A 26,941-nucleotide genomic window follows, 5' to 3' on the forward strand; every position below is an offset into this window, starting at 1 on the left:
GCGGTTCCACACCGACCACGACGCCCACATGGCCATGTCCTACGCCGAACTCCACGCCATGAACCTGGCGGCCCGTTCCCCGCACGCCAAGGCCGCCTGACCAGCAGAAGGAAGAAGTCCCATGATCCTGCCCCACGGCCCCTACTTCACCGCCGTCATGACCGCCCTGGGCCACAACGCCGACCCCACCGAATCGTGGGCGGCCTACGACAGCGACAACGGCGAGACGATGCTCATGGAAATCGTCATCGGTCTGGACCCCCAGCGGGCCGCCGCCCGCGGCTTCACCGACGGCCTGATCATCCTCTGGAGCCAGGTCACCGGCTGGGAGTGGGCCTACATGCTCCCCACCGGCTTCAACTCCGAACCCAAACCCCTGCTCTGGGGCGACGTGCCCACCCCGGACAGCATCGCCCACGCCACCACCCTGCTCCTGGACACCCGCGCACCCCTGTCCGCCGTACCCACCACCGGCACCGAGACCCCCGACGACCCCGCCATCACGCTGACACCGGACCTGGCCGCCGCCCTGGACGAGAACAACGCCGACACCCTGCGACGCCTCGCCCACTACACCCGCACCTCAGCACCAGGCACCACGTCCGCCTGACCACCGCCGACCAACGACACAACGGATGACCACCCGCCAACCCCGCCCCGACCGACCCGCACCCCTGCCCGGAACCGCCAGCCTGCGGCTGGTGACCGGCGACCGGGACACCGAGGAGAAGGTGCTGAACGTGCTGCGCGCCTACTTCACCCTCACCGAACCCGCCCACTACTCCGGCGGACGCGCCTACCTCCAACTCGACACTCGCACACCGCCCCCCACCCACCCCGAAGCCGACTAACCCAATTCCACTGCAGAGCAGGCGAGTTGAATCGCGAGAGGGGCCTGATGGCCCCTCTCGCGCCGCGAAGGGAGCGCCACCCTATGAAAGTAGGCACCGATCGCTCTACGGCCACCCTGGCGGCCCCCGGGGGCTGCCAAGACCGGTTTCCGCCCCACCCCGCCCCCCTAACCCTCGCTGTGCGCCTGGCCGGTAGCGGGGTGCCGGTGCTGCCGCTGCGGGTCGGGAAGGTGCCATTCGGCAACTGCCCCGCCTGCACCGGCAACGCCTGCGGCGGCCGACCCAACATGAAGACGGCGGGCCCCTGCCGCTGTCCGGCCCCGTGCCACGGCTGGGCTGCGGCCACGACCGACCCCCACATTCTCACCTCCAGTGCGTGGGCCCGTGTCTGGCGTCAGGCCGTAACCGTGGCCTACCACCCCGGCGGGGCCGGGCTCACCGCCGTGGACCTCGACACCCCCGACTCCCTGACCTGGGCCAGGCAGCACCTCCCGTCCACCCGCACCGTGCCCACCACCCGGGGCGAGCACTGGATCTACCAGGGCGCGATGCGCTCCGCCAACGCGGTCCGCCCCGGCGTGGACATCAAATCCCTGATGGCCTACGCCCGGTGGCTTGGTCCCGGCACCGGCACCATGACGGACCTGCCGCAGGCCGTCCGCGCGCTGACCGCCCCGAAGGAACCCGCCACGGCCCAGGCACCGCACCTCGTCACTGCCGCGTCGCCGGTCGGAGGCGGGGTGTGCCGGCACCGCTCGCCCGCCTATCTGGAGCGCGGCATCACCATGGCCGTGCAGCGCATCGCCGAGGCTCGCAGCACGGTGCACGCGACGGTCTACGCCACGTTCCTGGCCGTGCTGTCCACCCACGGCCGGTGCGGCTGCCTAACAGACACCCACGTCCACCGGCTGTTCGCCGCAGCGCAGGCCAAGGGCGAAACACCCCGGCACTGCACGGACGCGTGGACCAACGCCCTTACCGCATTGGGGATGTGACCATGTCCGAGGACGATAAGGACCCGGCACGTCAGGTCATCGCCGACTACGCGCAGCAGTTCTTCAGGTACTTCCGCACCGCGGACGGGACCGTGTACGCGCAGAAGAACGGGCACCCCGTAGCGCGGCCGATCCGCTCGCAGGGCACCACGGGCAGCCACCGGCAGGAACTCATGGTCGGCCTGTTCCACGACGGCCACGGCGTCTTCAACGGCACCGCCTTGAAGGAGGCCCTTGACCTGATCGAAGCCCTGGCCTTGAGCGAGCACGTGCAGCCCGTGCACATCCGCGTGGCCCCCGGCCTGGACGGGGCGACCTGGCTGGACCTGGGGCGCGACGACGGGCAGTCGGTGCGAATCCACCCCACCGGGTGGACCGTCCTGACGCCCGACCCCGCAGAGGTGTGCTGGCGGCGTACCCAGCTCACCGGGGAACTGCCCATGCCGGCCAAGGACACCGAGGGTAAGGGCATCGACCTGCTGATGCGGCTGTGCAACTTCGCCAACGCCGACACCGAGTCCCTGGCCATCGCCTGGCTGATCGGCTGCCTCGGACCCTCCGTGCCCGTCCCCGCACCGTTCCTGACCGGGCCGCAGGGGGCGGGCAAGTCCACGGCCGGCCGGATGCTGGTGCGGATCATCGAGGGCATGAGCGGAGACCTGCGGCGGGCCCCGAAGGACGAGGAGAACCTGATCTCCGCTGTGGCCGCCGGGTGGATCACGGCCCTGGACAACCTGTCCCACCTGAACCCTGATCTGTCCGACCTGATGTGTTGCATCGTCACTGGAGCCGAGACCATCAAACGCGCCCTGTTCACCGACGGAGACGTCCACCGCTCCCGCTACCGCCGCCCCCTGCTCCTGACAGGCATCGACGTCGGGGTGATCCGGCCCGACCTGGCCGAACGCCTCCTGCCGCTGCGGCTGGAGCGTCCGCGTGTGCGGCGCACCGAGGCGGAGCTATGGGTGGAGTTCGAGGAGGCCCTTCCCGTCATCCTCGGTTCCCTGCTTGACCTGACGGTCAAGGTCCGTGCGGCGGACGCTGAGACCCCGACCGACCTACGCATGGCCGACTTCGCCCACCTGTGCGCGCAGCTCGACATCGCTACCGGCCTGGTCACGCTCCACGCGTACCGGACCAGCCTGGACGATCTCAACGACGACGTGATCGAAGGGGACCTGCTCGCGCAGACCGTCCTGAAGCACGCCGCCACCCTCGCCACCGGCACCGAGGTCCGGATGACGTCCTCCGAGTGGCTGCACTGCCTGACCGCCCTCTACGCCGGGGAGGAGAGCCGCCCCCTGCCCAAAGGATGGCCCACCACCGGGAAAGTCCTCTCCGACCGCCTCAAGCGCTTGCAGCCGACCCTGGCCGCCCGCAACGTCCTCATCGACTGGGGCCGCTCCAGGACCGCCCGCTACATCGAGATGACCCACCAGCCCACAGAGCAAGCGGACCAACAGGACTCCCTGCTCTAACGGCGCACAGCGCCAGGGAAAGCAAGAGGAGCACCCCGTCGCCGCTCGCGGGAGGGGTGCTCCTCTTGCTCTCACTCACCCACCGGCGACCGCCGACACCGACTCGCGGCACCCAACAAGACCCCTCTCCTTTTCCTAAGAGAGGAGATCCTGCGTCACCGCGTCAGCCGAAGACGCAAAACAGGCCGTGACCTGCCGGAAACGGCGTGACGCAGGACAGCTTCGGCTACGTCACGCCACGTCACCTGCGTCATCCCTGCGACGCAGCCCGTGTCACAGGACGACGCACCCCGAAACCCCAACGTCACGCAAACCCGCAGCTCACAGCCCCGAATGACGCGAAAGACGCTGTGACGCAGAAACCCGCACCTCGGACAGGCACGCCACCACCCCGAACCAACACCGCCAAAAGCGCTTCACACCTGGGGAGAAGCACGCGATGACCACCGCCAAACCGCGCGGCATAGCCGCGCTGAGGCTCGATCAGGTCCTGATCGAACTCGATATGTCCCGTGCCGCGTTCTACCGAATGCGTGCGCGCGGCCAGGCGCCGAAGCTCAGGAAGCTCCCGAATGGCCAAATCCGCTGCAAGCGGTCGGACTTGGACGCCTGGTGGGAGCAGCAGGAGGAGCGCTCCGCCTGAACCACCGCCCGGGGCCCGCGCAGACCGGGCCCCGGGCGGGCTCCGCAAGCCGCCACAAGATGGAGTCCCATGAGCACGTCGTACAAGGTCAAGTTCTGGGAGCACCGCGTCCGGTTGGACCGGCGCATGCCCTACATGGTCCGCTGGACCGTGGCAGGGAAAGAGTTCTCCGAGTCATATCTCACCAAGACTCAGGCCGATGGGCGGAAGTCCGTGCTAATCGTGGCCGCACGAGCCGGAGAGCCGTTCGACACGGTACAGGGCCTGCCCGTGTCCGAACTTCGGGAGCCGGACGTCACGACCTGGTACCAGCACAGCAGGAACTACGTGAAGGCCCGTTGGAAGGGTGCGCCGGCCAAGACACGGACGACCTGGGCAGACGCGCTGGCGTCCGTGACGTTCGAGATGGTCAGTTCCAAGGCGGGCATGCCGGACAAGCGCATCGTCCGGCGTGCGCTCTACACCTGGGGCTTCAACGTCAACCGGTGGGAGCAGGAGCCACCCCCCGATGTGGAGAAGGCGTTGGCGTGGATCGCCAGGAACTCACTGCTGGTCAGCGACCTGAGTGAGGCCAAGATGATGCGCCGAATGCTCGAAGCGGCATCGGTGCTTCTTGACGGCAAGAAGGCCGCCCCTTCGACCGTGCTGCGGAAGCGCCGCATCCTTCACCACGTGCTCGGACGTGCGGTGGAGGACGGCCTGCTGTCGGCGAACCCTCTACCGCAGATCCAATGGCAACCGCCGGACATCGATGAAGAAGTCGATCCGGAAGTGGTCGTCAATCCGGAGCAGGCCGCTGCCCTGATCGCCGAAGTGGGCAGGCAAGGGAAGGTGGGCCCGAGCTTGCAAGCGTTCTTCGGCTGCATGTACTACGCCGCCATGCGGCCGGCGGAGGTCGTCCAGTTGGAGCGGGCCCGTTGCGTGCTTCCTGAGACTGGTTGGGGCCGCTTGATCCTGAACGCCAGCAGCCCACGCGTAGGGTCGTCCTGGACCGACGATGGAGCATCGCACGACGCCAGGGGGTTGAAGCACCGCGCCGCCAAGGCAACGCGACCGGTGCCCATCCCCCCGGAGCTGGTAGCCCTGCTCCGGGCCCACCTTGAGCGCTACGGGACCGCTGCGGACGGGCGAGTGTTCCAGACCGGCCCGGGCGGATTCGTGCAGGAGAGCACGTACGGGCGGATCTGGAAGCAGGCGCGTTCGGCGGTGCTCAATGAAGCCGATCAGGCTACATCGCTCGCCAGGCGGCCCTACGACCTGCGGCACGCCTGCGTGTCGCTCTGGCTGAACTCAGGAGTGGACGCCACGGAGGTTGCCCGCCGCGCCGGCCACAGCGTAGCGGTACTGCTTCGGGTCTACGCCAAGTGCATCCACGGCGGGGAGGACCAGGCGAATGAGCTGATCTCCCAGCGATTGGGGCGCAACGCCGCCAAGGCCCCGCCCAAGGGCGCGTGATTCTGGTCCGTGGTTGGTCCGGACGCGCTGGTCAGACCTGGGATTCCGGCGAGACGAGGTGAGACAAACCCGGCATTTCGCCCACTTCGGGAAGATCGCTGTTCGATATTAAAAAGAGCGGCCTCACTAGCGTTTCCGCAGGTGAGGCCGCTCCCGTTCCCTGGTGGCGGGTAGAGGGTTCGAACCTCTGTAGGCAGAGCCGGCAGATTTACAGTCTGCTCCCTTTGGCCACTCGGGCAACCCGCCAGGGATGTCTCGCGGTTCCCCGCTCGACGTCGTAAACAATACCTGATCCGAGGGGGTGCTCCGCCACTCGATTGACCGAGTGTGGCGGCAGGGACGTCGTCGCCCCGGGCGACAGCGCGCGAGGCCGCTGATGGCTAGGCTGGATCGGCGTCCTCCCCGTGCGGGGAGCGACGACGCCATCCGTGCCACCGCATCGTCAAGGAGACTCACTGATCATGGCCGACTCCAGTTTCGACATCGTCTCGAAGGTCGAGCGGCAGGAGGTCGACAACGCGCTCAACCAGGCCTCCCGCGAGCTGACCACGCGTTTCGACTTCAAGAACGTCGGCGCCTCCATCGAGTGGTCCGGCGACAAGATCGAGATGAAGGCCAACTCGGAGGACCGGGTCAACGCGATCCTGGACGTCTTCCAGACCAAGCTGGTCAAGCGGGGCATCTCGTTGAAGGCCCTGGACGCCGGCGAGCCGATGCTCTCCGGCAAGGAGTACAAGATCTTCGCAACGATCGAGGAGGGCATCTCCCAGGAGAACGCCAAGAAGGTCGCGAAGATCATTCGGGACGAGGGTCCCAAGGGCGTGAAGGCCCAGGTCCAGGGCGAGGAACTGCGGGTCACCTCCAAGAGCCGGGACGACCTGCAGGCAGTCCAGGCCCTGGTCAAGGGCAAGGACCTGGACTTCGCCATCCAGTTCGTCAACTACCGCTGACCCCTTCGGCGGACGGTGCCCTGGTGCGGCCCTGGGGACGTGGTGACCACCACGTCCCCACGGCCGCACGCGTCCGCGCTCTGAGGCCTGAGCGTCCTGAATCCTGAGCCTTGAGCTCTGAGGCCTGAGCCCCCGCCGGTCACCTCACCCTGTCGCGCGGGCGGCAAGACGGCGGAGGGCGCGGCGGTTGGCGGGTAGCGCGGCGACCGGGAGCAGCGCGGCACGACCGGGGACCCGGATACCGCCGGTGGCGGCGACCAGCGTGCCGCCAGGGGCCGGGGCAGCGGCGATCCCGATCATCAGGAACCGGCTCTGCATCCAGCACCAGCCGGAATCCAGGTCGACGTCGAAGCGGGCACGGAGACCCAGCCGACCCCGGGCGTAGGCCTCCGTACGGTCGCCGACCTGGCGGACGACGACGCGGCGCATGTCCGGCTCGAAGGTGCCGAATTCGTTCTCAAGGTCGGCGACGATGGCCCAGACCCGCTCGAAGGGGGCTGGGATCAGCCGCTCGGCGACCCGCGCGCCGGAGATCCCGGCGGCAAGCACCCGGAGGCGGCGGACCTGGTCGAAGTCGGCCACCGGCCATGGGCTTTTCATGCGCTCCACGCCTTTCGGAAGTTGTCGCGGGCCCGGTGCAGGCGGGATTTGACCGTGCCGACCGGGAGCGCCAGCAGAGCAGCGGCCTGGGCCTCGTCCAGTCCCTCGATATCGCGCAGCACGATCACCGCCCGGTGCTCCGGGCTGAGCCGGGCCAGTACGTCGCGGATGTCGGTGGCCTGCTCCACATCGGCACGGGAGGGGAGTTGGTCGAACAGCGTGTCGACGGGTGTGCTGCGGGCCGAGCGCTTGGCCAGCCGGACCGACTCGCGTACCGCGATGGCACGCACCCAGCCGTAGCAGGCGGCCGGGTCCTGCAGGGAGCGCAGGTTGCGGAAGACCGCGATCAGGGTCTCCTGAGCCGCGTCGGCGCCGTCCGCGAGGGCGATCGGGCCGCAGATCCGAGTCGCGTACGGGGTCAGCCTGGCCAGCAGGTCGCTCATCGCCATGGTGTCGCCGCGCTGGGCCCTGCGTACCAGGGCTGAGAGGTCATCAGCGGTCATGGGGGCTCGCCGGTATCTGGTCCACACCTGCAGGAGGACCGCAGGGCCGCAGAGGTTCCATCGGGTTCCGCCGAGTTCTATCCGGTCCTGTCGAGTTCTGACGAGTCTCCCGCGCTCGACAGAACCTGCGGGAATCCGCGGGCCCTCCGTGGGAACGTCCGGCAGAGCCCGGTCCTCTTCCTGGCGGAGCCCGCGGAAGGCCCGCGGGCGGCGGCAGGAGGAAACGATGAGGCTTCGCGACAAGGCGGCGGTCGTGGCGGGTGTGCTCACGGTGGACGCGGCGATCCACCTGTACTGGGCCACCGGGGCGACCTGGCCGGCCCGCTCCCCCGATTCCCTCTCCCGAGCCGTACTGAACCTGGAGGTGCCCTTCACTCCGCCGACCCTGCTGCCCGTCGCCGGCCTGCTGCTGTCGGGGTCGGCCCTGCTGCTGACGCGGGCGAACGGACGCGGAGGGCGGCTTGCCGTACTCGGCAGCGGAGCCGTCGCGGCCGGGACCGCCCTGCGCGGTGCGGCGGGACTGGTCTGGGCCACCGGAGTCGGGGCCGATACCGCCGCGCCGTTCTACTGGCTCAATCTGCTGGCCTACACGCCGGCCTGCCTGGCCCTCGCCCCGCTGGCCCTGCGCGTGGCGCGGGGAGCGCCCATCGCCGCGGACGGGGGTGCCGGTGTGGAGGCCGCCCTCCTCAGCGGGCGGTGAAGGGCTGGTCGCTGGGGACGACCTCCCGTCCGAGCGGCATCAGCGAGATCGGGATCAGCTTGAGATTCGCCCAGGCGAAGGGGATGCCGATGATGGTGACGGCAAGTGCGATGCTCGTCACCAGGTGGCCCAGGGCCAGCCACCAGCCCGCGAAGACCAGCCAGATCACGTTGCCTGCGCAGGACGGCGCTCCTGCGTCCGGACGCTCCCGCGTCGTACGGCCGAAGGGCCACAGGACATAGCCCGCGATGCGGAACGAGGCAATGCCGAACGGAATGGTAATGATCAGTACACAGCAGATGATGCCCGCGACGGCGTAGCCGATGGCCATCCAGAAGCCGCAGAGGATCAGCCAAAGGACGTTGAGTACGAGATTGATCACCTTCATACCTGAAAGCCTCTCATCTCTTCCCCCTGGTGTCGTCGTCAGCGTTGGTACCCGGCCATCGCCTCGAGGCGGGCGATGCGCTCGGCCATCGGGGGGTGGGTGGAGAAGAGCTTCCCGCCCGCGCCGCCGGGTCGGAACGGGTTGACGATCATCATGTGGCTGGCCGTCTGGAGTTGCGGCTCGGGCGGCAGCGGCAGACGGGCCGCGCCGACGTCCAGCTTGCGCAGGGCACTGGCCAGGGCCAGCGGATCGCCGGTGAGCTGGGCACCTGAAGCATCTGCCTGGTACTCGCGGGAGCGGCTGACCGCCAGTTGGATCATGCTCGCGGCAATCGGACCGAGGATCATCATCAGCAGCATCCCGACCAGTCCTGGGCCGTCGTCATCGTCCCGGCCGAACGGGATCAGCCAGGCGAAGTTGACCAGGAACATCACCACGGAGGCCAGCGAGCCGGCCACCGAGGAAATCAGGATGTCGCGGTTGTAGACATGGGACAGCTCGTGGCCGAGGACGCCGCGAAGCTCTCGTTCGTCCAGGATTCCCAGGATGCCCTGGGTGCAGCAGACCGCAGCGTTGCGTGGGTTGCGGCCGGTGGCGAAGGCGTTGGGGGCTTCGGTCGGGGAGATGTAGAGCCGCGGCATGGGCTGCCGGGCGGACGTGGAGAGCTCGCGGACGATCCGGTACAGCCAAGGGGCCTCGATCTCACTGACCGGGCGGGCACGCATGGCGCGCAGCGCCAGCTTGTCGCTGTTCCAGTAGGCGAACCCGTTGGTGGCCAGAGCCACCGCCAGACCGATCAGCAGGCCCGTACGCCCCCAGAAGGCACCGATGAGGATGATCAGTGCCGAGAGGCCGCCGAGGAGTGCGGCGGTTTTCAGACCATTGTGCTGGCGGTGCACGGGTGCCCTCCAAGACGTGCGATGAGGGGCGTCTTCTTTCACAGCCCTTGTGTCCGTTCGTCCGGTTCAACGGCCGGGATGGATGCCCTGGTTCCCTTGTCCACTGCCGGGCGGCCCGGCGCAACCGGGACCGCTCAGGGCCGGGGTCAGCGGAAAAGCGATCCTGAGGCCACTTGGAGGACCAGTTGCGGGGCCACCGAGAGCACCACGCCCACGCAGGCGGCGAGGCCGAGGCAGAGGGTGACGGACAGCGGGAGCCGCCGTGCCGGGACGGACGTGACGGCAGGGGTCCGAGGGGCGGGCTGGAACAGTTTCGCGGTCCAGCCGAGGTAGTAGTACAGGGCTACGACGACATTCAGGGCCATGACCACGGCCAGCCAGCCGAGGCCGGCGTCCACCGCGGCCCGGAAGACGACGATCTTGCCGAAGAGGCCGATGACGCCGGGCGGCAGGCCCGCCAGGCAGAGCAGGAAGAAGGCCATTGCCAGTGCGGTGGCAGGGCGGGAGGCGAAGAGCCCCCGGTAGTCGTCAATGCGTCCGGCGGCCAGGGCCACCACGGCGAATGCTCCGAGATTGACCACGCCGTAGATCAGCGCGTAGGCCACGGTCGCGCCGAGCGGGTCACGACCGTGGCCGGTGCCGTAACCGGCGGCGGCGATGGGGACGAGCAGATATCCGGCCTGGGCGATGGAGGACCAGGCGAGCAGTCGCACAGCGCTGTACGGGGCGTCGGAGCGCTGGCGCAGTGCCGCCACATTACCCACCGTCATGGTGAGTGCGGCCAAAATCGCGAGGGCCAGACCCCAAGTTCGCCCGTACGAGTGAAAAGCGACCACTGCCACCAGCGAAAGGCCGGAAAGTCCGGCTACCTTGCTCACTACGGAGAGATACGCTGCCACCGAGACGGGCGCACCGGCATAGGTGTCGGGCACCCAGAAGTGGAACGGCACCGCAGCGGTCTTGAAGGCGAAGCCGACCAGCGTCAGCACCGCGCCCACCAGGGCGAGGGTCTTCAGCTGCGGGGGGACGTGCGGCAGCGCCGCAGCGATCCGAGTGAGATGCATACTGCCGGTCGCGGCATAGACGAAACTGACGCCGAGAAGCATGACGGCCGTCGCCGTGACCGAGGACAGGAAGAACTTCAGCGCAGCTTCGCCGCCCCGTCCGTCACGACGGAGACCGACCAGGGCGAACGCAGGCAGCGAGGCGGTCTCGAGGGCGACCACCAGGGTCGCCAGATCACGTGATGCGGGCAGCAGGGCAGCCCCCGCGGCAGAGCTCAGCAGCAGGAACCAGAACTCACCCGAGGGAAGCCGGTCGGCCTCAACGGTGTGGATCGAGAGCAGCGCGGCGAGCAGGGCCCCCGCGAGTACCAGTAGCTGGATGACCAGCGCGAAGTGGTCGGCGACATAGGAGCAGGCAGTGCTGTCGGCGGACCCGCCCAGGGTCCTGACGCAGAACGTGGAACGGTCTCCGTCACGCAGCGGGACGAGTGAGAGCAGGGCCAGCAGCAGGCCCCCGACGGAGATCCAGCCGAGGAACCGCTTGCGTGGTTCCGGCAGGAAGAGATCCGCGACCAGGACGCCCAGCGCAACGGCGGCGGTGATGAGCGGCGGCGCGACGGCCGCCCAGTCGATGGACTGGATGAGCGAACCGGCTGCGGTGACAGCGAGATGGGCCATGACTCAGCTGCCTCCGAGGAGTGCCTTGACGGCGGGGTTGCTGAGGCCGAGGAGCACGGCCGGCCAGAGCCCGGCGACAAGAGTGAGGGCGACAAGGGGAGTCCAGGCCGCGAGTTCATAGGTCTGGACGTCGGAGAAGTCAGTAGCGGGGGCAGCCGCCGGGTCTCCCATGCAGACCCGGCGGACGACGCCGAGCAGATAACCGGCGGTGAGCAGGGTGCCGAGCCCGGCAAGGGCCATGAAGACCAGGTAGGTGGGGCGGGAGAGCCCTGCCGCAGGCTGGAAGGAACCGAACATGGCGAGCAGTTCGCCCCAGAAGCCGGCCAGGCCCGGCAGACCCAGACTGGCGACGGCGGCGAAGGCGAGGAGTCCGCCGAGGCGCGGTGCGCGACCGTAGAGGGCAGCGCCGGAGCCCTTGCCGAGAGCGGCCAGGCGGTCGAGGTCGGCGGTGCCGTGGCGGTCCTTGATGGCACCGACCAGGAAGAACAGCAGGCCGGTGACCAGGCCGTGGGCGATGTTGGCGAAGAGGGCGCCGTTCACTCCGGTGGGGGTGAGGGTGGCGATGCCGAGCAGCACGAAGCCCATATGGCCGACCGAGGAGTAGGCGATGATCCGTTTGAGGTCGCCTTTGGCCCCCGGGCGGACCAGGGCCAGGCAGGCCAGCGAACCGTAGATGATGCCGACCACCGCGAAGGCGGCGAGGTAGGGCGCGAGGGTCGCCATGCCACCGGGTGCGGAGGGCAGCAGGATCCGGACGAAGCCGTAGGTGCCCATCTTCAGGAGCACTCCGGCGAGCAGCACCGAACCGGTGGTGGGCGCTGCGGTGTGGGCGTCGGGCAGCCAACTGTGGAAGGGCCACATGGGGGCCTTGACGGCGAGTCCGAGGCCGATGGCAAGGACGGCCAGCACCTGGGTGGTGTGGGAGAGGCCGCGGCCGTGGCGCTGGGCCAGTGCGGTCATGTCGAAAGTGCCTGCGTGCAGGCCGAGCAGCAGGAAGCCCAGCAGCATGATCGCGGAGCCCAGCAGGGTGTAGAGGATGAAGCGGGTCGCCGCGGGGCCGCGGTTCTCGCCGCCCCAGCGGGCGATCAGGAAGTACATGGGGATGAGCACGACCTCGAAGGCCAGGAAGAACAGCAGCAGGTCGAGCACGGCGAAGGTGCCCAGCATGCCGGATTCGAGGAGCAGCAGCAGGCCGGTGTAGGCACGCGGGCCGGGGGTACCGGGGGCGTCCGGAAGCCTCCGCAGGGAGTAGATCGCGCAGAGGAAGGTGAGCAGGGTGGTCAGCAGCAGCAGTGGCAGTGAGATGCCGTCGACGCCCAGGTGCAGCCGGACGTTGAGGGCCGGAATCCAGGAAACGTCGGTGACGGCCTGCATCCTGGCCGAGTGGCCCCGGTCGAATCCGGCGGCGAGGGCGATCGCGAGCAGCAGGGTGCCACCGGTGACGGCGACGCCCAGGTACAGCGCGCGGCGACCGGCCGACTGCTCGTCCTGGCCGAAGAGCGAGGGGAGGAGGGTGGCTGCGGCGCCGACCAGCGGGAGCAGCAGCAGGGCGATGAGGACGGCATTCATCGGGTGGCCTCCATGTGCCGGTCGGCCTTGGGGTCGGTCACTGGGCCACCGCCACCAGGACGGCGAGGACGACGGCGCCGGCGAGCAGGGCGCTCAGATAGGTCTGGGCGTTGCCGTTCTGGGCGCGTCGGACGGCGGCGCCGAGGAGTTTGGGGGCTCCGGTGGCTCCGGCGAGATAGGTCTCGATGACCTCGCGGTCGAGGAAGCGGACCAGGCTTGCTGCGGCGAGGAAGGGGCGGACGAACACAGCAGCGTAGAGGCGGTCGAGGCCGAAGCCGTTGCCGGCGGGTCCGAGCAGGGGGCCGAGAAGCAGGCGCGCCGGGTCGGGGGCGTGGGCGGTCTCGGCGGCGAGAGCAGCGCTGTCGGCATCGGCGAGCGCCTGGTCCGGGGTACGGCCGGGGATGGTGGAGAGGTCCGCGGTGACCTGTTCCGGGTCGGCCATGGTGGAGTGCGGCCGGGTGGCCTCGTCGAGCTCGTGCGCGGCGAGGGCCGGTGCAGCGGTGCGGGCGTCGGTGACCAGGAAGGTGACACGACGCCAGGCGGCGTAGGAGACAAGGACGCCCAGGAGGGCTACGCAACTGCCGAGCACGGCGGTGATGACCGAGGGAGTGAGTGATGTCCCGTCAAGGAACGAAGGGAGCCAGGTGGTGCGCAGTCCAGTGACACCGAGGGCGATGGTCGGAACGGCGAGCAGCCACAGCGGCCAGCGCATGGCCTGGGGTTCGTCGGCGGTGTGGCTCTGGTGGGCGAGGGCCGCCTCGTGCGCGGGGTTCGTGCTGCGGGTACTGCTCCGACCCGAGGGGCGGAAGGCGAGCAGCCACAGGCGGGTGGCGTACATCGCGGTCAGCAGCCCAGTGAGCAGCCCGGCGACCAGGATCAACCAGCCGACAAAACTCGGGACAGCGTCGGCCGGTCCGAGGCCGCCGGTCAGGGCCTCGCCGCGGGCGGCGTGCTCGGCGGCTGTGAGCACCGACTCCTTGCTGAAGAAGCCCGCCAGTGGCGGAATGCCCGCCAGGGCGAGCAGACCGAGCGTCATGGTCCAGAAGGCGTCGGGGACGCGTTTGCGCAGGTCGGGCATCCGGGACATGGCGGTGAGCGAGTTGGTGTGGGAGGCGTGGATGACCACACCCGCGGCCAGGAAGAGCAGGGCCTTGAAAGCGCCGTGGGTGAGGAGGTGGAAGACGGCAGCGTCACGGTCACCGGTGGCGAGAGCGCCTGCCATGTAGCCGAGCTGGCCCACGGTGGAGTACGCGAGCACCCGTTTGATGTCGTCCTGGGCCAGGGCGCAGAGGGCGGAGCCGACCATGGTGACAGCGGCCATGACGGCGAGGACGACCAGGGCCGTCGAGGAGAGGAGGAACACCGGCAGCAGCCTGGCGACCAGGTAGATGCCCGCGGCGACCATGGTGGCCGCGTGGATCAGCGCGGACACCGGGGTGGGACCCGCCATGGCATCGGGCAGCCAGGTGTGCAGCGGGAACTGGGCGGACTTCCCGGCAACCCCGCAGAGCAGCAGCAGCGCGATCAGCGTGGGGTGGTGCAACTGGCCGCTGCCGGCGGCGGCCAGGACTCCGTTGATCCGGAACGTACCGGCGTCTGCGGCCAGGGCGAAGATGCCGAACAGGAAGGGGATGTCGCCGAGCTTGGTGACCAGGAAGGCCTTGATGGAGGCGGAGCGGGCGTCGTCCTTCTCCCAGTGGTGGCCGACCAGGAAGTAGGAGCAGATGCCCATCACCTCCCAGCCGACGAGCAGCACGATCAGGTCGCCGGAGTAGAGGACCAGGAACATCGCAGCGGTGAAGAGGGACACCAGCGCGGCGTACGAGGTGTAGCGCGGGTCGTCGCGCAGATAGGAGGTCGAGTAGACCTGGACACAGGCGGCAACCACGCCGACCAGGACGGCAAGCAGGGTCGAGAAGCCGTCCAGGTGCAGGGCGAGGTCGATGGGGACGCTGCCGGTGGGCGTGAGCGGAGTGGCGGCGTCCAGGTGACGTCCGGTGCCGAGGTCGCAGGCCACGACGACGGCGAGGGCCGCAGAGGCGAGGGTCGGCAGGATCGCGAGGGGCCGGACCAGACCGGGGGCGCGGCGGCCGGCGGCAAGGCCGGCGAAGGCGCCGAGAAAGGGCAGCAGTGGGACGAGCACCGCCAGGGCGAGGATCATGCGACGGTGGCCTTCCCCTGGGAGTCGGAGCCGGACGCAGCGCCGGAAGCGGGAGCGGGGCCTGAAGCGGGGCCTGATCCGGGTTCGGACGCCGAAGGCGGTTCCGGGGCCGGTCCAGCCTGCCCAGCGACGGATTCGGCGCTGCCGGGCCGGTCCGAAAGGGCGCGGAGCCGGTCGATGTCGGCGGTGCCCTGGGTCCGGAAGACCATCAGCACGATGGCCAGGCCCAGGCCGATCTCGGCGGCGGCGATGGTGATGGTGAACAGGGTGAGCGCCTGGCCGGCGTGCAGGGTGTCACGCAGCCAGACGTCGAAGGCGACCAGGTTGAGATTGACGGCGTTGAGCATCAACTCGACGGACATCAGCACCAGGACGGAGTTGCGGCGCGCGAGCACGCCGTACAGGCCGACGGAGAACAGCAGGACCGCCAGGACTGCGGGATAGGCGAGATGCATAAGGCTCAGCGCTCCTCTCGGTGACGGCGAGAGATGACGATGGCTCCGACGAGCGCGGCCAGCAGCAGCACGGACAGGGCCTCGAAGGGCAGGACCCAGTAGCGGAACAGAATGGCGCCGTCAGCCTTGGTACTGCCGTCTCCGGCGGCTGCGCCGAGATCGAGCCAGGTGCTCCGGAAGGCGTCCACGACCAGGGTGACCAGGGTCGCGGCGGCGGCGAGGGCCACCGCGAGGGCGACCCAGCGGTTGCCGGAGTCGGCGTCGGGCGAACGGCCGATAGGGGCCTTGGTGAGCATCAGCCCGAAGAGCACCAGGACGACCACCGAGCCGAGGTAGATCAGCACCTGGACCCAGGCGATGAACTCGGCGGTGAGCAGCAGGTACTCGATGGCGAGGCCGCCGAGGGCCACGACCAGCCAGAGGGCGGCGTGGACCAGCTGCCTGGTGGTGACGGTGAGTACGGCCGCGCCGAGGACGGCGAGCCCGACCAGGACGAAGACGATCTCGACGCCGGTGGGTGAGAGGAAGGAGTGGCCGGCGGAGGAGAGGGCCGTGCTGTTCACGAGGCGGGCTCCTCTCCGGAGGGCTGGGTCGCGGGGTCGGCCGGGGTCGCGGTGGCCGCCGGCGTCGCAGCGTCGGCCTGGAGCGGAGTGCCGGCCTGGGGCGCGACGTCGCTGCTGTCCGTACGTCCAGCGGCAGCCTGAGCGGCGACGAGCTTGTCGGCGGACTTGCGAGCAGCAGCGATCTCCTTGGGCTCCTCGGAGGAGGCATCCAGAGCGGGAGGGGCCGGGACGGTCCACATCCATTCGCGGAGGCGGTCCCGCTCGTGGGTGAGCTCGTGGATGTCGGTCTCCGCGTACTCGAACTCGGGCGACCAGAACAGCGCGTCGAAGGGACAGACCTCGATGCAGATGCCGCAGTACATGCACAGCGAGAAGTCGATGGCGAAGCGGTCGAGCACGTTGCGGGTCCTGGCCCTCGCATTGGGTTCGACCGCCGGAAGGGTCTCCTTGTGGGAGTCGATATAGATGCACCAGTCAGGGCACTCACGGGCACAGAGCATGCACACCGTGCAGTTCTCCTCCAGCAGCGCGATGACGCCGCGGGAGCGGGGCGGCAGATCGGGCTGGACGTCCGGGTACTGGGCGGTGACGGTGCGCCGGGTCATCGTGCGCAGAGTGACAGCGAGGCCCTTGGCCAGGCCGCGGCCCGGGAAGCCGCCGTGGTCGGAGTGGCCGCTGCGGCCGACAGAAGGAGGGGTCATGAGATCGCCACCTTGACGATGCCGGTGAGGGCGAGCTGGGCGAGGGCGAGCGGGATGAGAACGATCCAGGCGAAGCGCATCAGTTGGTCCTCGCGCAGCCGCGGATAGGTGACACGCAGCCAGATCACGACGAAAGCGAGGGCGAATGTCTTCAGCAGGGTCCACAGCCAGCCGAGATCCGCCTGGAGCGGTCCGTGCCAGCCGCCGAGGAAGAGCACCGAGGTCAGCGCGCAGAGGACCAGGATCCCGCCGTACTCGGAGAGCAGGAACAGGGCGAAGCGCAGTCCGGTGTACTCGGTGTAGGCGCCGAAGATGATCTCGGAGTCGGCCACCGGCATGTCGAAGGGCGGCCGCTGGAGCTCGGCCAGTCCGGCCGTGAAGAAGACGAAGCCGCCGACAATCTGCCACGGCACCCACCACCAGTGGAACGCCCCGAGGATCCCGGGGAGCGACACGGTGCCTGCGGCCATGGCCACCGACGCGGCGGCGAGCAGCATCGGCAGCTCGTATGCCAACAGCTGAGCGGCGGTACGGATGCCGCCGAGAAGGGAGAACTTGTTGGCGGAGGCCCAACCGGCCATCAGCGAACCGAGGACACCGACGCCCATCACGGCGAGGACGAAGAACAGGCCCGCGTCCAAGCTCTGCCCGACGAAGCCGCCGGGGCCGACCGGGATGGCAATCAGGACGATGAGGTAGGGCAACAGCGCCACGGCGGGGGCGAGCTGAAAGACACGGCGATCCGCGCCGGAGGGGACGATGTCCTCCTTCTGCGCGAACTTGACCCCGTCGGCGATGAGCTGGGCCCAGCCGTGGAAACCGCCCGCGTACATGGGCCCGAGGCGTCCCTGCATATGGGCCATGACCTTGTGCTCGGTCTGACCGATGATCAGGGGCAGCGTCAGGAACACCAGGAGGGCCGCGAGGCAGCGGAGCAACGCTTCGAGCGCGCTGATCATGCGTCGTCTCCTGTCGCGGGCGGGGCTGGAGGGGGCGGGGGCGGTGGGGTGGCCTCCGGCCGGGGGAGGTGCCAGGGAGCGTCGGGGGTGGGCGGCGCAGGAGTGGGAGGTGCCGCGGTGGGAGATGCCGGGGTGGGGGGCACCGATGGGGGCGGGGTCGCGGACGGGGCGTCGGGGGCCGGGAGGCCGGGGACGGGAGCGTCCGAGGTGGAGGCGGCGTCGGGGACCTGGGTCTCGGCGGGGGCAGCCTGGCTGGCAGAACCCTGGTCGACACTGCGGTTGCGGCGCGGACGGTCGGCGCGGACGGCCGGGCCCTCGCCGGGAGGCGTGGCCGCCGTCGCCGCGCGGGGGCCACGAGCCGCGCCGCGGGCCGGACGTTCGGGCACCGGAGGAAGAGTGCCTGCGAGCGGACCCCACTCATTGGGGTCCGGCACGCCGGGAGGGAGCATCCGGCGGCGGGCGGCAGGAGCGGCACCGGCGGGAGCGTGGTCGCTCTCCCCTGGCTCCTTCGCTCCCGGCCAAGCCTTGGCGACCCGCGCTGCGAGGACGAACTCCTTGCGGAGCGGGTGACCCTCGAAGCCGTCCGGGAGGAGCAGCGGAGAGAGGTGGGGGTGTCCGGTGAAGTCGATGCCGAACATCTCGTGGGTCTCCCGCTCGTGCCATCCAGCGCCGGCGAAGAGGCCGGTGGCGGACGGAAGCGAGGCGGCGTCCCGTGGGATCCGGGTACGGAAGAGAACCCGGCGGACGCCCTCGGCTGGGTTGCCCACGGAGGCCAGGTGGACGGCAACGGAGAAGCCGTCGGCGAGTTCGTCGACGGCGCTGAGCCAGTCGAAGAAGGTGAGGCCCAGGGTGTCGCGGGCGGTGGTCAGTGATTCGATCCAGTGCTCGACCGGGACGTCCACGGTGAGCAGCGCGAACGCCTCCCCGGCGGTGGCCCAGGGCCCGATCGCGGCGGCGGTGCGCTCCGCGGCCGTGAGTTCGGCGGGCGCGGGTTCGACCGGCGTCGGTTCAGCCAGCGTGGGTTCGGCTGACACCGGCTCAACGGACACCGGCTCGGCCACCGCCGGGTCCGCAAGGGGCGGCTCAACGTGGGGCGGCTCGGCAGCGGCCTGCCGCGCGGCGGCAGGCGGTTCCGGGGCAGCTGGTTCAACGGCAGGCGGCTCCACCGGGACCGTCTCCGTCGGGGGCAGCTCAGCAGCGTGCGGCTCGGCCGGGGTCGGCTGCGCGGCAGTCGGCTCTGCGGCGGGCGGGCCGGCGGGCGGGGGCTCCACGGGAGACGGCTCGGCGGCGGCGGAGGGTCCGCTGGGGGACGGCTCCGTGGGGGCTGGCTCCACAGCGGGCGGCTCGGCGGCAGGGGGGTGGGCTGCGGGCGGGTCCGTGGGAGGGGTGGCGTTGGGGGTCGGGTTGCCAGAAGTCGGGTTGCCAGAAGTCGGGTCGTCGGGGGTCGGGTTGTCGGCGGGGGTCACTGGCGAGGGGCTTCCGACGGGGCGTCAGGGGCGGGGAGGAGGGGGCGGGACAGCGTGGCTGCGGACGGGGGGCTGACGGGGTACTGGTCCGGGAGGGACTCGTGGGCGATCTTCTCCTGGAGCTTCAGGATCCCCTGGAGCAGCGCCTCCGGCCGGGGCGGGCAGCCAGGGACATAGACGTCCACCGGGATGATCTGGTCGACGCCCTTGGTCACGGAGTAGGAGTCCCAGTAGGGGCCGCCCGAGTTGGAGCAGGCACCGAAGGAGATGACGTACTTGGGCTCGGGCATCTGCTCATAGAGACGCTTGATGGCCGGGGCCATCTTGTCGGTCACCGTGCCCGAGACGATCATCAGGTCAGCCTGACGTGGTCCTGGTGCGAAGGGAATGACGCCCAGCCGGATGAAGTCATGCTTGGACATGGACGCGGCGATGAACTCGATCGCACAGCAGGCGAGACCGAAGTTGAAGCACCACAGGCTGTAGCGGCGACCCCAGTTGAGGACGACCTTCACCGGGTCCGGCGCGAGCCGGGCCAGCGGACCGAGCCGACGCGGCTCCACGGCACCGCCGGGGGCGGCAGGATCCGGGATGCCCAGGGACACCGGGCCCGCACCCGGGGACGCGGCGGCCCCGTGCGAGTGCTGCGGGTGCGGATGCGAGGGCGACTGCGGGGTCACGTCCATTCGAGGACGCCCTTCTTCCAGGCGTAGAGCAGGCCGACGGCAAGGAAGCCGAGGAAGACGAACATCTCCACGAGCGTCCCCGCCCCGAACCCGGGGGCAGCGAAGACGGTAGCCCAGGGAAAGAGGTAGATGGCGTCCACTGCGAAGATCACATAAAGGAACGCGTACACGTAGTAGCGGACCTGGGTGTGGGCCCAGTCCTCCCCCACCGGGTCGACACCGCACTCGTACGCGAGCAGCTTCTCCGGCGTGGACGCGTAGGGGCGCAGCAGCGCGTTGGCACCGAAGGCGGAGCTCACGAACAGCACCCCGACCACCGCCAGCAGGCCGACCACCGCGTAGGCGTGGAAGTATCCAGGCTGCCCCGGTTGTCCCGGTCCCCCTGTCTGCGGGGACGCGGCTGCGGCCGCTGCCGCCAGTGCCTCCATGCTCGCAAACCTCCGGTCCCGCCAGGCACAGTGATGCCTTTACGTATTCATGACGTTCTTTACGCACGGGAGTCTAGGTCCACAGGCCGCGGGTCTGTACACAGCACCCACTGTCCGGGCAGCGACGATGGTGGGGTTATCCCCCCTCCCACGATGCCGACCTGCCCCATCGTCACCGGCCTGCCATCGGGGCAGGCTGGATTCCGCAGGTCGACACCTGCGCCCTACCGGCGTAACCGAGGATGGTCCGATGGACACCGTGCACGAGAACGACATCCGGGGCGAGCGCCCGGCGCGGCCCGAGCAGGCCGTCCGGCCACGCCCCGGGTTCAACCGGCTGATGTGGCGCGAGGTGCTGTTCCTGCTGCTGAACCTGCCGATGTCGATCGCCGGGTTCGTACTCACGGTGGTCGGCCTCTCGCTGGGTGCGGGGCTGATGGTGACCATCGTCGGCTTCTGGGTGCTGGCCGGCTCCCTGTTCGCGATCCGCGCCTACGGAAGTGTGGAGCGGGCGCTGATCCGGTCGCTGCTGGACGAGGACATCGCCGAGCCGCTGCCGGTGGGGGCGGGCCAGTCGCGGAACAGCGTCTGGCGGCGAATCTTCGACGTGCTGTCCGACGGGCTGTCCTGGCGGACGGCGCTCTACCTGTTCATCAAGCTGCCGTGGGGCATCGTCACCTTCACGGTGACCCTGGTCGCGGTGATCGTGCTGTGGCCGCTGCTGCCGTGGATCACCCGGGGCCTGTCCACCGTGGACCGGATGCTCGCGTCCTCGCTGCTCGCCCCGGCGAAGCTGACCCAGCGGGTGCGGGAGCTGGAGCAGGACCGCGGCACAGTGGTCGACTCCGCCGCGGCGGACCTGAGGCGGATCGAGCGGGATCTGCACGACGGGGCGCAGGCCCGGCTGGTGGCGCTGGCCATGGACCTCGGCCTGGCGAAGGAGAAACTGACAGAAGATCCGGTGGCGGCGGCGAAGATGGTCTCGGACGCCCACGGCGAGGTGAAGCTCGTCCTGCAGGAACTGCGCGACCTGGCCCGGGGCATCCACCCGGCCGTACTGACGGACCGCGGGCTCGACGCGGCGCTTTCCTCGGTGGCGTCCCGCTGCACCGTCCCCGGTGGGGCACGGGTGCGGACCGACCTGCCGGGAGGTTCGGACCGGGAGTCGCGGCCCGACTCGGCGGTGGAGGGCATCGCCTACTTCACCGTCAGCGAGCTGCTCACCAATATCTCCAAGCACTCCGGGGCGCGGACGGCGACGATCGACGCGTGGCGGTCGGGCGACCGGCTGATGCTGCAGGTCGGCGACGACGGCAATGGGGGCGCGCTGGAGTCGCCCGGCGGCGGGCTGGCCGGGCTGGCGGACCGGATCCGCGCGGTGGACGGGGTGTTCGTCGTCGACAGCCCGGTGGGCGGCCCCACGACGGTGACGGTGGAGCTGCCGTGGCGTACCCGAGGCCGGAGCTGAGGCAGGCGCGTGGCCGTGGCCACGGCGGGAGCCGGAGCGGGAGCCAGAGCGGGATCGAGGCGGAGGCGGCACGTCGGAGCCGAGGCGAGAGCGTGGGTGACCGAGCTGGAAGCCACAGTGGCTCAGGGCTAGGGCGGGCGGAGGCCGGGCAGCACGGGGCCGGGGCCGGGGGCTGAGACGGCACAGGCATAGGCGGCACAGGGGTGAAGGCGAAGGCAGACGCACGGCCGAGGCGGAGGCGGCACGTCAAGGCCGAGGTGGGAGCGTGGGTGCCTGAGGCGGAGGCTGAGACGGCACAGGATCGCGGCAGAGGCGGAGGCGGCGCAGGGGCAGAGCGAAGGCAGGCGCGCGGCCGAGGCGAGGGCGGCTCGTCGGGGCCGAGGCAGACGCGTGGCCGAGGCGGAGGCTGATGTGGGTGCGGCGGCACGGGGCCGGGACGGAACCCGGGGCTGCGCAGGAGCGCGGTGGAGGCGGAGGCGGCACAGGATCGCGGCGCAGGCGCGGGCCCCATAGGGCGGAGCGAAGGCAGACGCGTGACCCAGGCGGGGGCGGCGCGTCGGGGCTGAGGCAGACGCGTGACCCAGGCGGAGGCGGAGCGTCGGGGCTGAGGCAGACGCGTGGCCGAGGCGAAGGCTGACGTGGAGGGTGCGACGGCACAGGGCCGCGGTGGAACCCGGGGCGGCGCGGGGGCGCGGTGGAGGCCGGGGTGGGGCGGGAGCGCGGCGGAGAGTGGGGTGGGGCGGGGTGGCGGGTCTGCCCTGGTTTCGGAGCAGTTGGTGATCACGGGTCACCTACCGTCGCACAACGTTTCGACATATGGCTCATAAGCATGGTTCGTGCTCACTAGAGTTCCCCGACTGTCCAGCCTGCTGTCGACACACGAGGTCACCTTGAGCACTCCGCCCCCTACCTACAACACCCAGCCGAGCCCGTATCCGGGCCAGCAACCGCCGAACCCCTACGCGCAGCCTCAGCAGCCGCCGACCAATCCCTACAGCGGACAGCCGCAGCAGCCCGGACCGCAGTACGGCGCGCCGCAGCCGCAGCAACCGAGTCCGTACGCGTACGGCGCGCCGCAGCAGCCCCAAGCGCAGCCCCAGCCGCAGCAGCCGAGCCCGTACGGTGCGCAGCCGCAGCCGCCGCAGCAGCCCGGGCAGTACCCGGTGACGCCGCCTCAGATGCCGCAGCCCCAGCCCCAGCCGCAGGCGGCGAAGCGGAAGAGCGGATTTGCTCGCCGTTTCGGCATCCGCATCGGCGTGCTGGTCATCCTGGCCGGCGGCTGGTTCGCCTATGACCAGATCAGCGGTGGGGCGGACACCGCCAAGGTCGGGGACTGCGTCCAGAACAAGGGCACCGACTCCAACCCTGACGTCCATGTCATCGACTGCGGCAACGCCAAGGCCCAGTACAAGGTCCTGAAGACCTCGTCCAGCGGCAAGGATTCCGACTGCGACAGCGTCCCCGGGACCGAGGTCGCGTACACCGAGACCGGACGGGACAGCCTGGTGCTCTGCCTGGGCAAGAACACGCCCTGACGCCCTGCCGTACTGACCTGGTCTACGGCAGGGGGTCAGCGGGGTGGGGGTAACCCCACCCCAGGACACCGAACCGCACCAGGGTTTTCCCGGCCGCCGCACGGCAGGCTTGTTCTCGGACGGAGCGGGACTGGCCGCCGGTCGGACTGACAACGGGAGAGCTGGATCATGAGCAGCAACAGCATGGCGGAGAGCCACCGCTACCAGGACGAGCCCTACCGGGGCGACCTGGAGCAACGGACGCGACGGCCCGGCTTTCTGACCGCGCCCTTCGAGGGCCGGGTTTGGCGAGAGTCGCTGCACATGCTGGTCAACCTCCCGGTCGGGATCCTGACCTTCACCTACGCGGTGACGATGTTCTCGCTCGGGACCGCCACCGTGCTCACCTTCGTGGGCCTGCCGATCCTGGCGGCGGCGGTGCTCGGCTGCCGGGCGTTCGGCGCGATGGAGCGGGCCCGGGCGCGGGTCACCCTGGATCTGGACGTGGCGGCGCCCGCGCCGCGCCGCCCGTCGGCTCCTGGCCTGATGGCCTGGATCGGAGCAACGCTGAAGTCGGGTGCGGGATGGCGCAGCTTCCTCTACAGCCTGCTGATGCTGCCGATGGGCGTGCTGTCCTTCTCCGTCACAGCGATCATGTGGATCGTCGGCATCGGGTACGGCAGCTACCCGCTGTGGCAGTGGGTGTTCCCCCACTACGCACATATGCAGGGCCTGCAGCTCTACGAGAACAACGGCCACACGGTGTACCTGAGCAGCGTTCCGCAGATCGCCGCGACCTGCGCCGCGGGCCTGCTGGTGCTGTTCCTGACCCCGTGGGCGGTGCGGGGCCTGGCGGCCGTGCAGCGGGCGATGGTGCGGGGGCTGCTCGGCTGACGGGGGAGCCCCCTCCCCCGGCGGAGACCCGGCCGACGGCCGACAAAACCCCAGCCCCGCCCGCAAAACCCCCACCCAGCCCCGCCCCTCCCCCCGCCCCGCCCGGCCCTGCCCGCGCCCGTCCCGTCCCGTCCCACGCCCGTCCCGTCCCACGCCCACCGCACCCGCACCCGCGCCGTTGCCCGGCTCAGGTCTGGTCGGCGCGGAGCATGCGGAGGAAGGCCTTCAGGCCGGCCACCAGCTCCTGGTTGTCGGTGTAGCTGTCCAGGGCGTCCTCGAAACGCCGGGCCAGCGCCTGCACCTGCTGTGCCACTTGGTCGCTGCGGGCCGCGAAGCGGGTCTCCAGCTGGTCGGCGCGGGCGGTGGCCCTGGCCTCGATCTGGTCGGCCCGGTCGGCCAGCCGGGACTCGACCAGTTCGGAGCGGCGGGCCGCGTCCACCTCGCTGCGGGCGATCTGTTCGGACTGCTCGCCGATCCGCAGTTCCAACCGGTGCAGCAGCTCATGGAGGCTGGCCCGTTCGGCCTCCGCCCGTTCCACCCCGGCCTTGAGCTCCTGGATGTCGTCGCGCGGGAAGCGGGTCTCCTTCAGCATCGTCCGCAGTTGCCCGCGGATATGGGCCAGATAGGCCTGGGCCGGCCGGAAGACGGTGCTGACCAGGTAGAACCCGGAGAAGTAGTAGCCGACGGTGCGGCCGGAGAAGTAGGTGATGACCGCCACCACGGCCGCCGTCACCAGGTGGCCGCCGATGGCCAGCAGCCGCAGCCTGCGGGCGATCCGGGCAGCGTCGGCGCCCCGGCCCGCCGGGACCTGGATCCCCCGTTCCCGGCTGGTCGCGGTCTCGGTGACCACCTGCCGTGCCTGGAAGTACAGACTCCAGGGCACGGTCAGCAGCAGCACCTGCCAGAAAAGCAGCACCCCGCCGAGGCCGACCGCGAGCAGGTCGGCCAGCCGCACCTTGGCGAAGAAGTGCAGCAGCAGGGCCACCACGGCCGCTGCCGCCGCCAGCAGGGTCCACACATGCCTGGTCTTCATCGAATTCCCCCCGTCCACGACATGGTGGGGTGGACCGATGCTCTCGAACCAGGGAGCGAATACTCAGAAGCAGTACTCAGAAGTAGCTTTGAGTACCCGTCACCTCGTGGAGACCGTACGGGTGTCGCGGCCGGAGCGGAGCACCGTCCCCGGGACGGCGCCGGTCAGCTTGTCGTCCCTGACCGTCTCCACGCCGTTGACGCGGACGCTGACCACGCCCTCGGCCCGGGAGTCCAGCCGGGGGCTGTCGCCCGGGAGGTCGTGGACCAGGGTGGCCGGGCCCGCGTCGATCCGCTCGGGATCGAAGAGCACCAGGTCGGCGTGGTTACCAACGGCGACGGTGCCCCGGTCGCGCAGCCCGAAGAGCTCGGCCGGGTCGGCGGTGAGCATCCGTACCGCCTGCTCGATCGGCACCAGCCGGCGCCGCCGCAGGCAGTCGCCGAGGAAGCGGGTGGTGTACGGGGCCCCGCACATCCGGTCCAGGTGCGCACCCGCGTCGGAGCCGCCCAGCATCACATCCGGGTGCTGCCAGGTGTCGCGGCGCAGGTCCCAGCTCGCGGGGTCGTTGTCGGTGGGCATCGGCCAGAGCACGGTCCGCAACTGGTCGGCGGAGCAGATCTCGACCAGGGTCGCGAACGGGTCCCGACCGCGTTCGGCGGCGATGTCGCGGACGACCCGTCCGCTGAGCCCGGCGTTGGCCTCGCTGTAGGTGTCGCCGATGACATAGCGGCCGAAGTCGGCGAGGCGGCGGAACACCCCGGCCTCCGGGCTGTTGGCCCGCCGCAGCATCTCCGCCCGTACCTCCGGGTCGGCGAGGCGGGTGATCCGCTCGGGCACCGGGAGGCTCAGCACCTCGCCCCAGCCGGGGATCAGGTTGAGCGCGCAGAAGGTGCCCAGGCTCATGTTCATCGGGGTGAGGATGGGCATGGTCAGCGCGACGATCCGGCCCCCGGCGGCGCGGGCCCGGGACGAGGCCAGCAGTTGGCGCGGCACCCGGGCCGGGACGGCGGCGTCGATGGTCAGCACGTTCCAGTTGAGCGGCCGGCCGGCGATGGCCGACATGTCGACGAAGAGGGAGATCTCCTCGTCGCTGAACTGGTCCAGGCAGCCGGCCACGATGGCCTCGATCTGGGTGCCCTCGTGCTGCCCCACGGCCTGGCTCAGCGCCAGCAGTTCCTCACGGGAGGCATGCCGGGAGGCGACCGGTTGCCCGTCCCCGTCCGAGTGGGTGGACGACTGGGTGGTGGACAGGCCCCAGGCGCCCTCCGCCATGGACTGCCGCAGCAGCGCGACCATGGCGTCCAGTTGGGCCGGGGTCGGCTGCCCGCCGATGGCGTCCGGGCCCATGACATATCGGCGCAGCGCGCAGTGGCCGACCATGAAGCCCGCGTTGACGGCGGTGTGCCCGTCCAGCGCGTTCAGGTACTCACCGAAGGAGGACCAGCCCCAGGGCACGCCCTCCTCCAGCGCGGCCAGCGACATGCCCTCGACCCGGCACATCATCCGCCGGGTGTAGTCGGCGTCGTCGGGACGGGACGGGTTGAGCGGCGCGAGGGTGAAGCCGCAGTTGCCGCCCGCGACGGTGGTGACGCCGTGGCCGAGGGAGGGGGTGGCGTAGGGGTCCCAGAACAGCTGGGCGTCGTAGTGGGTGTGCGGGTCGACGAAGCCGGGGCTGAGGATCAGGCCGGTGGCGTCCTCGGTGGTCGCGGCGGGTTCGTCGGTACTGCCGGGAGCGGCGAGGCTGACGATCCGTCCGGCCCGGATGCCGACGTCGGCGGTACGGGAGGGGGCGCCGGTGCCGTCCACCAGCGTCGCGCCCTGGATGAGGTGGTCAAGCATGGTCGTCCCTCCGGGGAGTGTTGTCGGTCGAGCGGGGTGCGGGGCCAGGGCAGGTGCGGGG

At 70.3% G+C, this 26,941-nt stretch carries 27 protein-coding genes and 1 tRNA gene; 11 read left to right on the forward strand and 17 right to left on the reverse strand.

What is annotated here, in order from left to right; translation table 11 throughout:
* Positions 1-121 precede the first annotated feature (121 nt).
* The 6 genes from ACEZDG_RS07910 (at position 122) to ACEZDG_RS07935 (ending at position 5,422) form a co-directional block, all read left to right on the forward strand.
* Positions 122-610, forward strand: a complete 489-nt coding sequence (locus ACEZDG_RS07910; RefSeq protein ID WP_380504489.1) for a hypothetical protein — start codon at positions 122-124, stop codon at positions 608-610.
* Between the two features lie 25 nt (positions 611-635).
* Positions 636-851, forward strand: a complete 216-nt coding sequence (locus tag ACEZDG_RS07915) for a hypothetical protein (protein ID WP_380504492.1) — start codon at positions 636-638, stop codon at positions 849-851.
* A gap of 116 nt (positions 852-967) precedes the next feature.
* Positions 968-1,846 (forward strand): DNA primase, encoded by an 879-nt coding sequence (locus ACEZDG_RS07920; RefSeq protein WP_380505450.1) that lies wholly within the window; start codon positions 968-970, stop codon positions 1,844-1,846.
* Between the two features lie 2 nt (positions 1,847-1,848).
* Positions 1,849-3,324, forward strand: a complete 1,476-nt coding sequence (locus ACEZDG_RS07925) for an ATP-binding protein (protein WP_380504495.1) — start codon at positions 1,849-1,851, stop codon at positions 3,322-3,324.
* A gap of 439 nt (positions 3,325-3,763) precedes the next feature.
* A complete protein-coding gene (locus tag ACEZDG_RS07930; protein WP_380504498.1) occupies positions 3,764-3,967 on the forward strand; it encodes a helix-turn-helix transcriptional regulator in 204 nt (67 codons plus the stop codon).
* Between the two features lie 69 nt (positions 3,968-4,036).
* Positions 4,037-5,422 (forward strand): tyrosine-type recombinase/integrase, encoded by a 1,386-nt coding sequence (locus ACEZDG_RS07935; protein ID WP_380504501.1) that lies wholly within the window; start codon positions 4,037-4,039, stop codon positions 5,420-5,422.
* 161 nt (positions 5,423-5,583) lie between these two features.
* On the opposite strand, the gene ACEZDG_RS07940 is transcribed toward ACEZDG_RS07935, so the two are convergent.
* A tRNA-Tyr gene (locus ACEZDG_RS07940) sits at positions 5,584-5,668 on the reverse strand.
* Positions 5,669-5,883: 215 nt separating this feature from the next.
* Between ACEZDG_RS07940 and ACEZDG_RS07945 the strand changes: the two genes are divergently transcribed.
* Complete coding sequence (locus tag ACEZDG_RS07945; protein WP_380504504.1) at positions 5,884-6,372, forward strand: YajQ family cyclic di-GMP-binding protein; 489 nt, start codon at positions 5,884-5,886, stop codon at positions 6,370-6,372.
* Between the two features lie 144 nt (positions 6,373-6,516).
* Here ACEZDG_RS07945 and ACEZDG_RS07950 read toward each other — a convergent pair whose 3' ends face one another.
* On the reverse strand, positions 6,517-6,972 hold the full coding sequence (locus tag ACEZDG_RS07950; RefSeq protein ID WP_380504507.1) for a hypothetical protein: 456 nt from the start codon (positions 6,970-6,972) through the stop codon (positions 6,517-6,519).
* Positions 6,969-7,475, reverse strand: a complete 507-nt coding sequence (locus ACEZDG_RS07955) for an RNA polymerase sigma factor (protein ID WP_380504509.1) — start codon at positions 7,473-7,475, stop codon at positions 6,969-6,971. The genes ACEZDG_RS07950 and ACEZDG_RS07955 overlap by 4 nt, the downstream gene beginning before the upstream one ends.
* 226 nt (positions 7,476-7,701) lie before the next feature.
* Here ACEZDG_RS07955 and ACEZDG_RS07960 point away from each other — a divergent pair, with 226 nt between their 5' ends.
* On the forward strand, positions 7,702-8,175 hold the full coding sequence (locus tag ACEZDG_RS07960) for a DUF3995 domain-containing protein (protein ID WP_380504512.1): 474 nt from the start codon (positions 7,702-7,704) through the stop codon (positions 8,173-8,175).
* Here ACEZDG_RS07960 and ACEZDG_RS07965 read toward each other — a convergent pair.
* The 12 genes from ACEZDG_RS07965 to ACEZDG_RS08020 form a co-directional block, all read right to left on the reverse strand.
* On the reverse strand, positions 8,162-8,563 hold the full coding sequence (locus tag ACEZDG_RS07965) for a YccF domain-containing protein (RefSeq protein WP_380504515.1): 402 nt from the start codon (positions 8,561-8,563) through the stop codon (positions 8,162-8,164). The genes ACEZDG_RS07960 and ACEZDG_RS07965 overlap by 14 nt on opposite strands.
* A gap of 38 nt (positions 8,564-8,601) precedes the next feature.
* Positions 8,602-9,462, reverse strand: coding sequence for a zinc metalloprotease HtpX (htpX, locus tag ACEZDG_RS07970; RefSeq protein WP_380504518.1), 861 nt, complete (start codon positions 9,460-9,462; stop codon positions 8,602-8,604).
* Positions 9,463-9,608: 146 nt separating this feature from the next.
* Complete coding sequence (locus tag ACEZDG_RS07975) at positions 9,609-11,144, reverse strand: NADH-quinone oxidoreductase subunit N (protein ID WP_380504521.1); 1,536 nt, start codon at positions 11,142-11,144, stop codon at positions 9,609-9,611.
* Between the two features lie 3 nt (positions 11,145-11,147).
* The gene (locus tag ACEZDG_RS07980) at positions 11,148-12,713 is read right to left on the reverse strand and encodes a complex I subunit 4 family protein (protein WP_380504524.1); all 1,566 of its coding nucleotides are present in this window, start codon (positions 12,711-12,713) and stop codon (positions 11,148-11,150) included.
* Positions 12,714-12,750: 37 nt separating this feature from the next.
* Positions 12,751-14,874, reverse strand: coding sequence for an NADH-quinone oxidoreductase subunit 5 family protein (locus tag ACEZDG_RS07985; RefSeq protein ID WP_380504527.1), 2,124 nt, complete (start codon positions 14,872-14,874; stop codon positions 12,751-12,753).
* A complete protein-coding gene (gene nuoK, locus ACEZDG_RS07990; protein ID WP_380504530.1) occupies positions 14,871-15,329 on the reverse strand; it encodes an NADH-quinone oxidoreductase subunit NuoK in 459 nt (152 codons plus the stop codon). The genes ACEZDG_RS07985 and nuoK overlap by 4 nt, the downstream gene beginning before the upstream one ends.
* A gap of 5 nt (positions 15,330-15,334) precedes the next feature.
* The gene (locus ACEZDG_RS07995) at positions 15,335-15,892 is read right to left on the reverse strand and encodes an NADH-quinone oxidoreductase subunit J family protein (protein ID WP_380504533.1); all 558 of its coding nucleotides are present in this window, start codon (positions 15,890-15,892) and stop codon (positions 15,335-15,337) included.
* The gene (locus ACEZDG_RS08000; protein WP_380504535.1) at positions 15,889-16,593 is read right to left on the reverse strand and encodes a NuoI/complex I 23 kDa subunit family protein; all 705 of its coding nucleotides are present in this window, start codon (positions 16,591-16,593) and stop codon (positions 15,889-15,891) included. Before ACEZDG_RS08000 ends, ACEZDG_RS07995 begins: the two co-directional genes overlap by 4 nt.
* Positions 16,590-17,552, reverse strand: coding sequence for a complex I subunit 1/NuoH family protein (locus tag ACEZDG_RS08005; RefSeq protein WP_380504538.1), 963 nt, complete (start codon positions 17,550-17,552; stop codon positions 16,590-16,592). The genes ACEZDG_RS08000 and ACEZDG_RS08005 overlap by 4 nt, the downstream gene beginning before the upstream one ends.
* Complete coding sequence (locus ACEZDG_RS08010; RefSeq protein ID WP_380504541.1) at positions 17,549-18,586, reverse strand: NADH-quinone oxidoreductase subunit C; 1,038 nt, start codon at positions 18,584-18,586, stop codon at positions 17,549-17,551. The genes ACEZDG_RS08005 and ACEZDG_RS08010 overlap by 4 nt, the downstream gene beginning before the upstream one ends.
* Before the next feature lie 428 nt (positions 18,587-19,014).
* On the reverse strand, positions 19,015-19,704 hold the full coding sequence (locus ACEZDG_RS08015) for an NADH-quinone oxidoreductase subunit B (RefSeq protein WP_380504544.1): 690 nt from the start codon (positions 19,702-19,704) through the stop codon (positions 19,015-19,017).
* The gene (locus tag ACEZDG_RS08020) at positions 19,695-20,132 is read right to left on the reverse strand and encodes an NADH-quinone oxidoreductase subunit A (protein ID WP_380504547.1); all 438 of its coding nucleotides are present in this window, start codon (positions 20,130-20,132) and stop codon (positions 19,695-19,697) included. The genes ACEZDG_RS08015 and ACEZDG_RS08020 overlap by 10 nt, the downstream gene beginning before the upstream one ends.
* 250 nt (positions 20,133-20,382) lie before the next feature.
* On the opposite strand from ACEZDG_RS08020, the gene ACEZDG_RS08025 reads away from it, so the two are divergent.
* From ACEZDG_RS08025 to ACEZDG_RS08035, 3 genes are all read left to right on the forward strand, one after another.
* Positions 20,383-21,600 (forward strand): sensor histidine kinase, encoded by a 1,218-nt coding sequence (locus ACEZDG_RS08025; RefSeq protein WP_380504549.1) that lies wholly within the window; start codon positions 20,383-20,385, stop codon positions 21,598-21,600.
* An 890-nt stretch (positions 21,601-22,490) separates the two neighbouring features.
* Positions 22,491-23,135 (forward strand): LppU/SCO3897 family protein, encoded by a 645-nt coding sequence (locus ACEZDG_RS08030; protein WP_380504552.1) that lies wholly within the window; start codon positions 22,491-22,493, stop codon positions 23,133-23,135.
* A 168-nt stretch (positions 23,136-23,303) separates the two neighbouring features.
* Positions 23,304-24,008, forward strand: coding sequence for a sensor domain-containing protein (locus ACEZDG_RS08035; RefSeq protein ID WP_380504555.1), 705 nt, complete (start codon positions 23,304-23,306; stop codon positions 24,006-24,008).
* Positions 24,009-24,195: 187 nt separating this feature from the next.
* On the opposite strand, the gene ACEZDG_RS08040 is transcribed toward ACEZDG_RS08035, so the two are convergent.
* On the reverse strand, positions 24,196-25,041 hold the full coding sequence (locus ACEZDG_RS08040; protein WP_380504558.1) for a hypothetical protein: 846 nt from the start codon (positions 25,039-25,041) through the stop codon (positions 24,196-24,198).
* Positions 25,042-25,140: 99 nt separating this feature from the next.
* Positions 25,141-26,880: an N-acyl-D-amino-acid deacylase family protein gene (locus ACEZDG_RS08045; protein ID WP_380504560.1), complete on the reverse strand. Its 1,740-nt coding sequence runs from the start codon at positions 26,878-26,880 to the stop codon at positions 25,141-25,143.
* Positions 26,881-26,941 lie beyond the last annotated feature (61 nt).

The sequence above is a fragment of the Streptacidiphilus alkalitolerans genome (assembly GCF_042511045.1).
In the GTDB taxonomy this organism is placed as follows: domain Bacteria; phylum Actinomycetota; class Actinomycetes; order Streptomycetales; family Streptomycetaceae; genus Streptacidiphilus; species Streptacidiphilus alkalitolerans.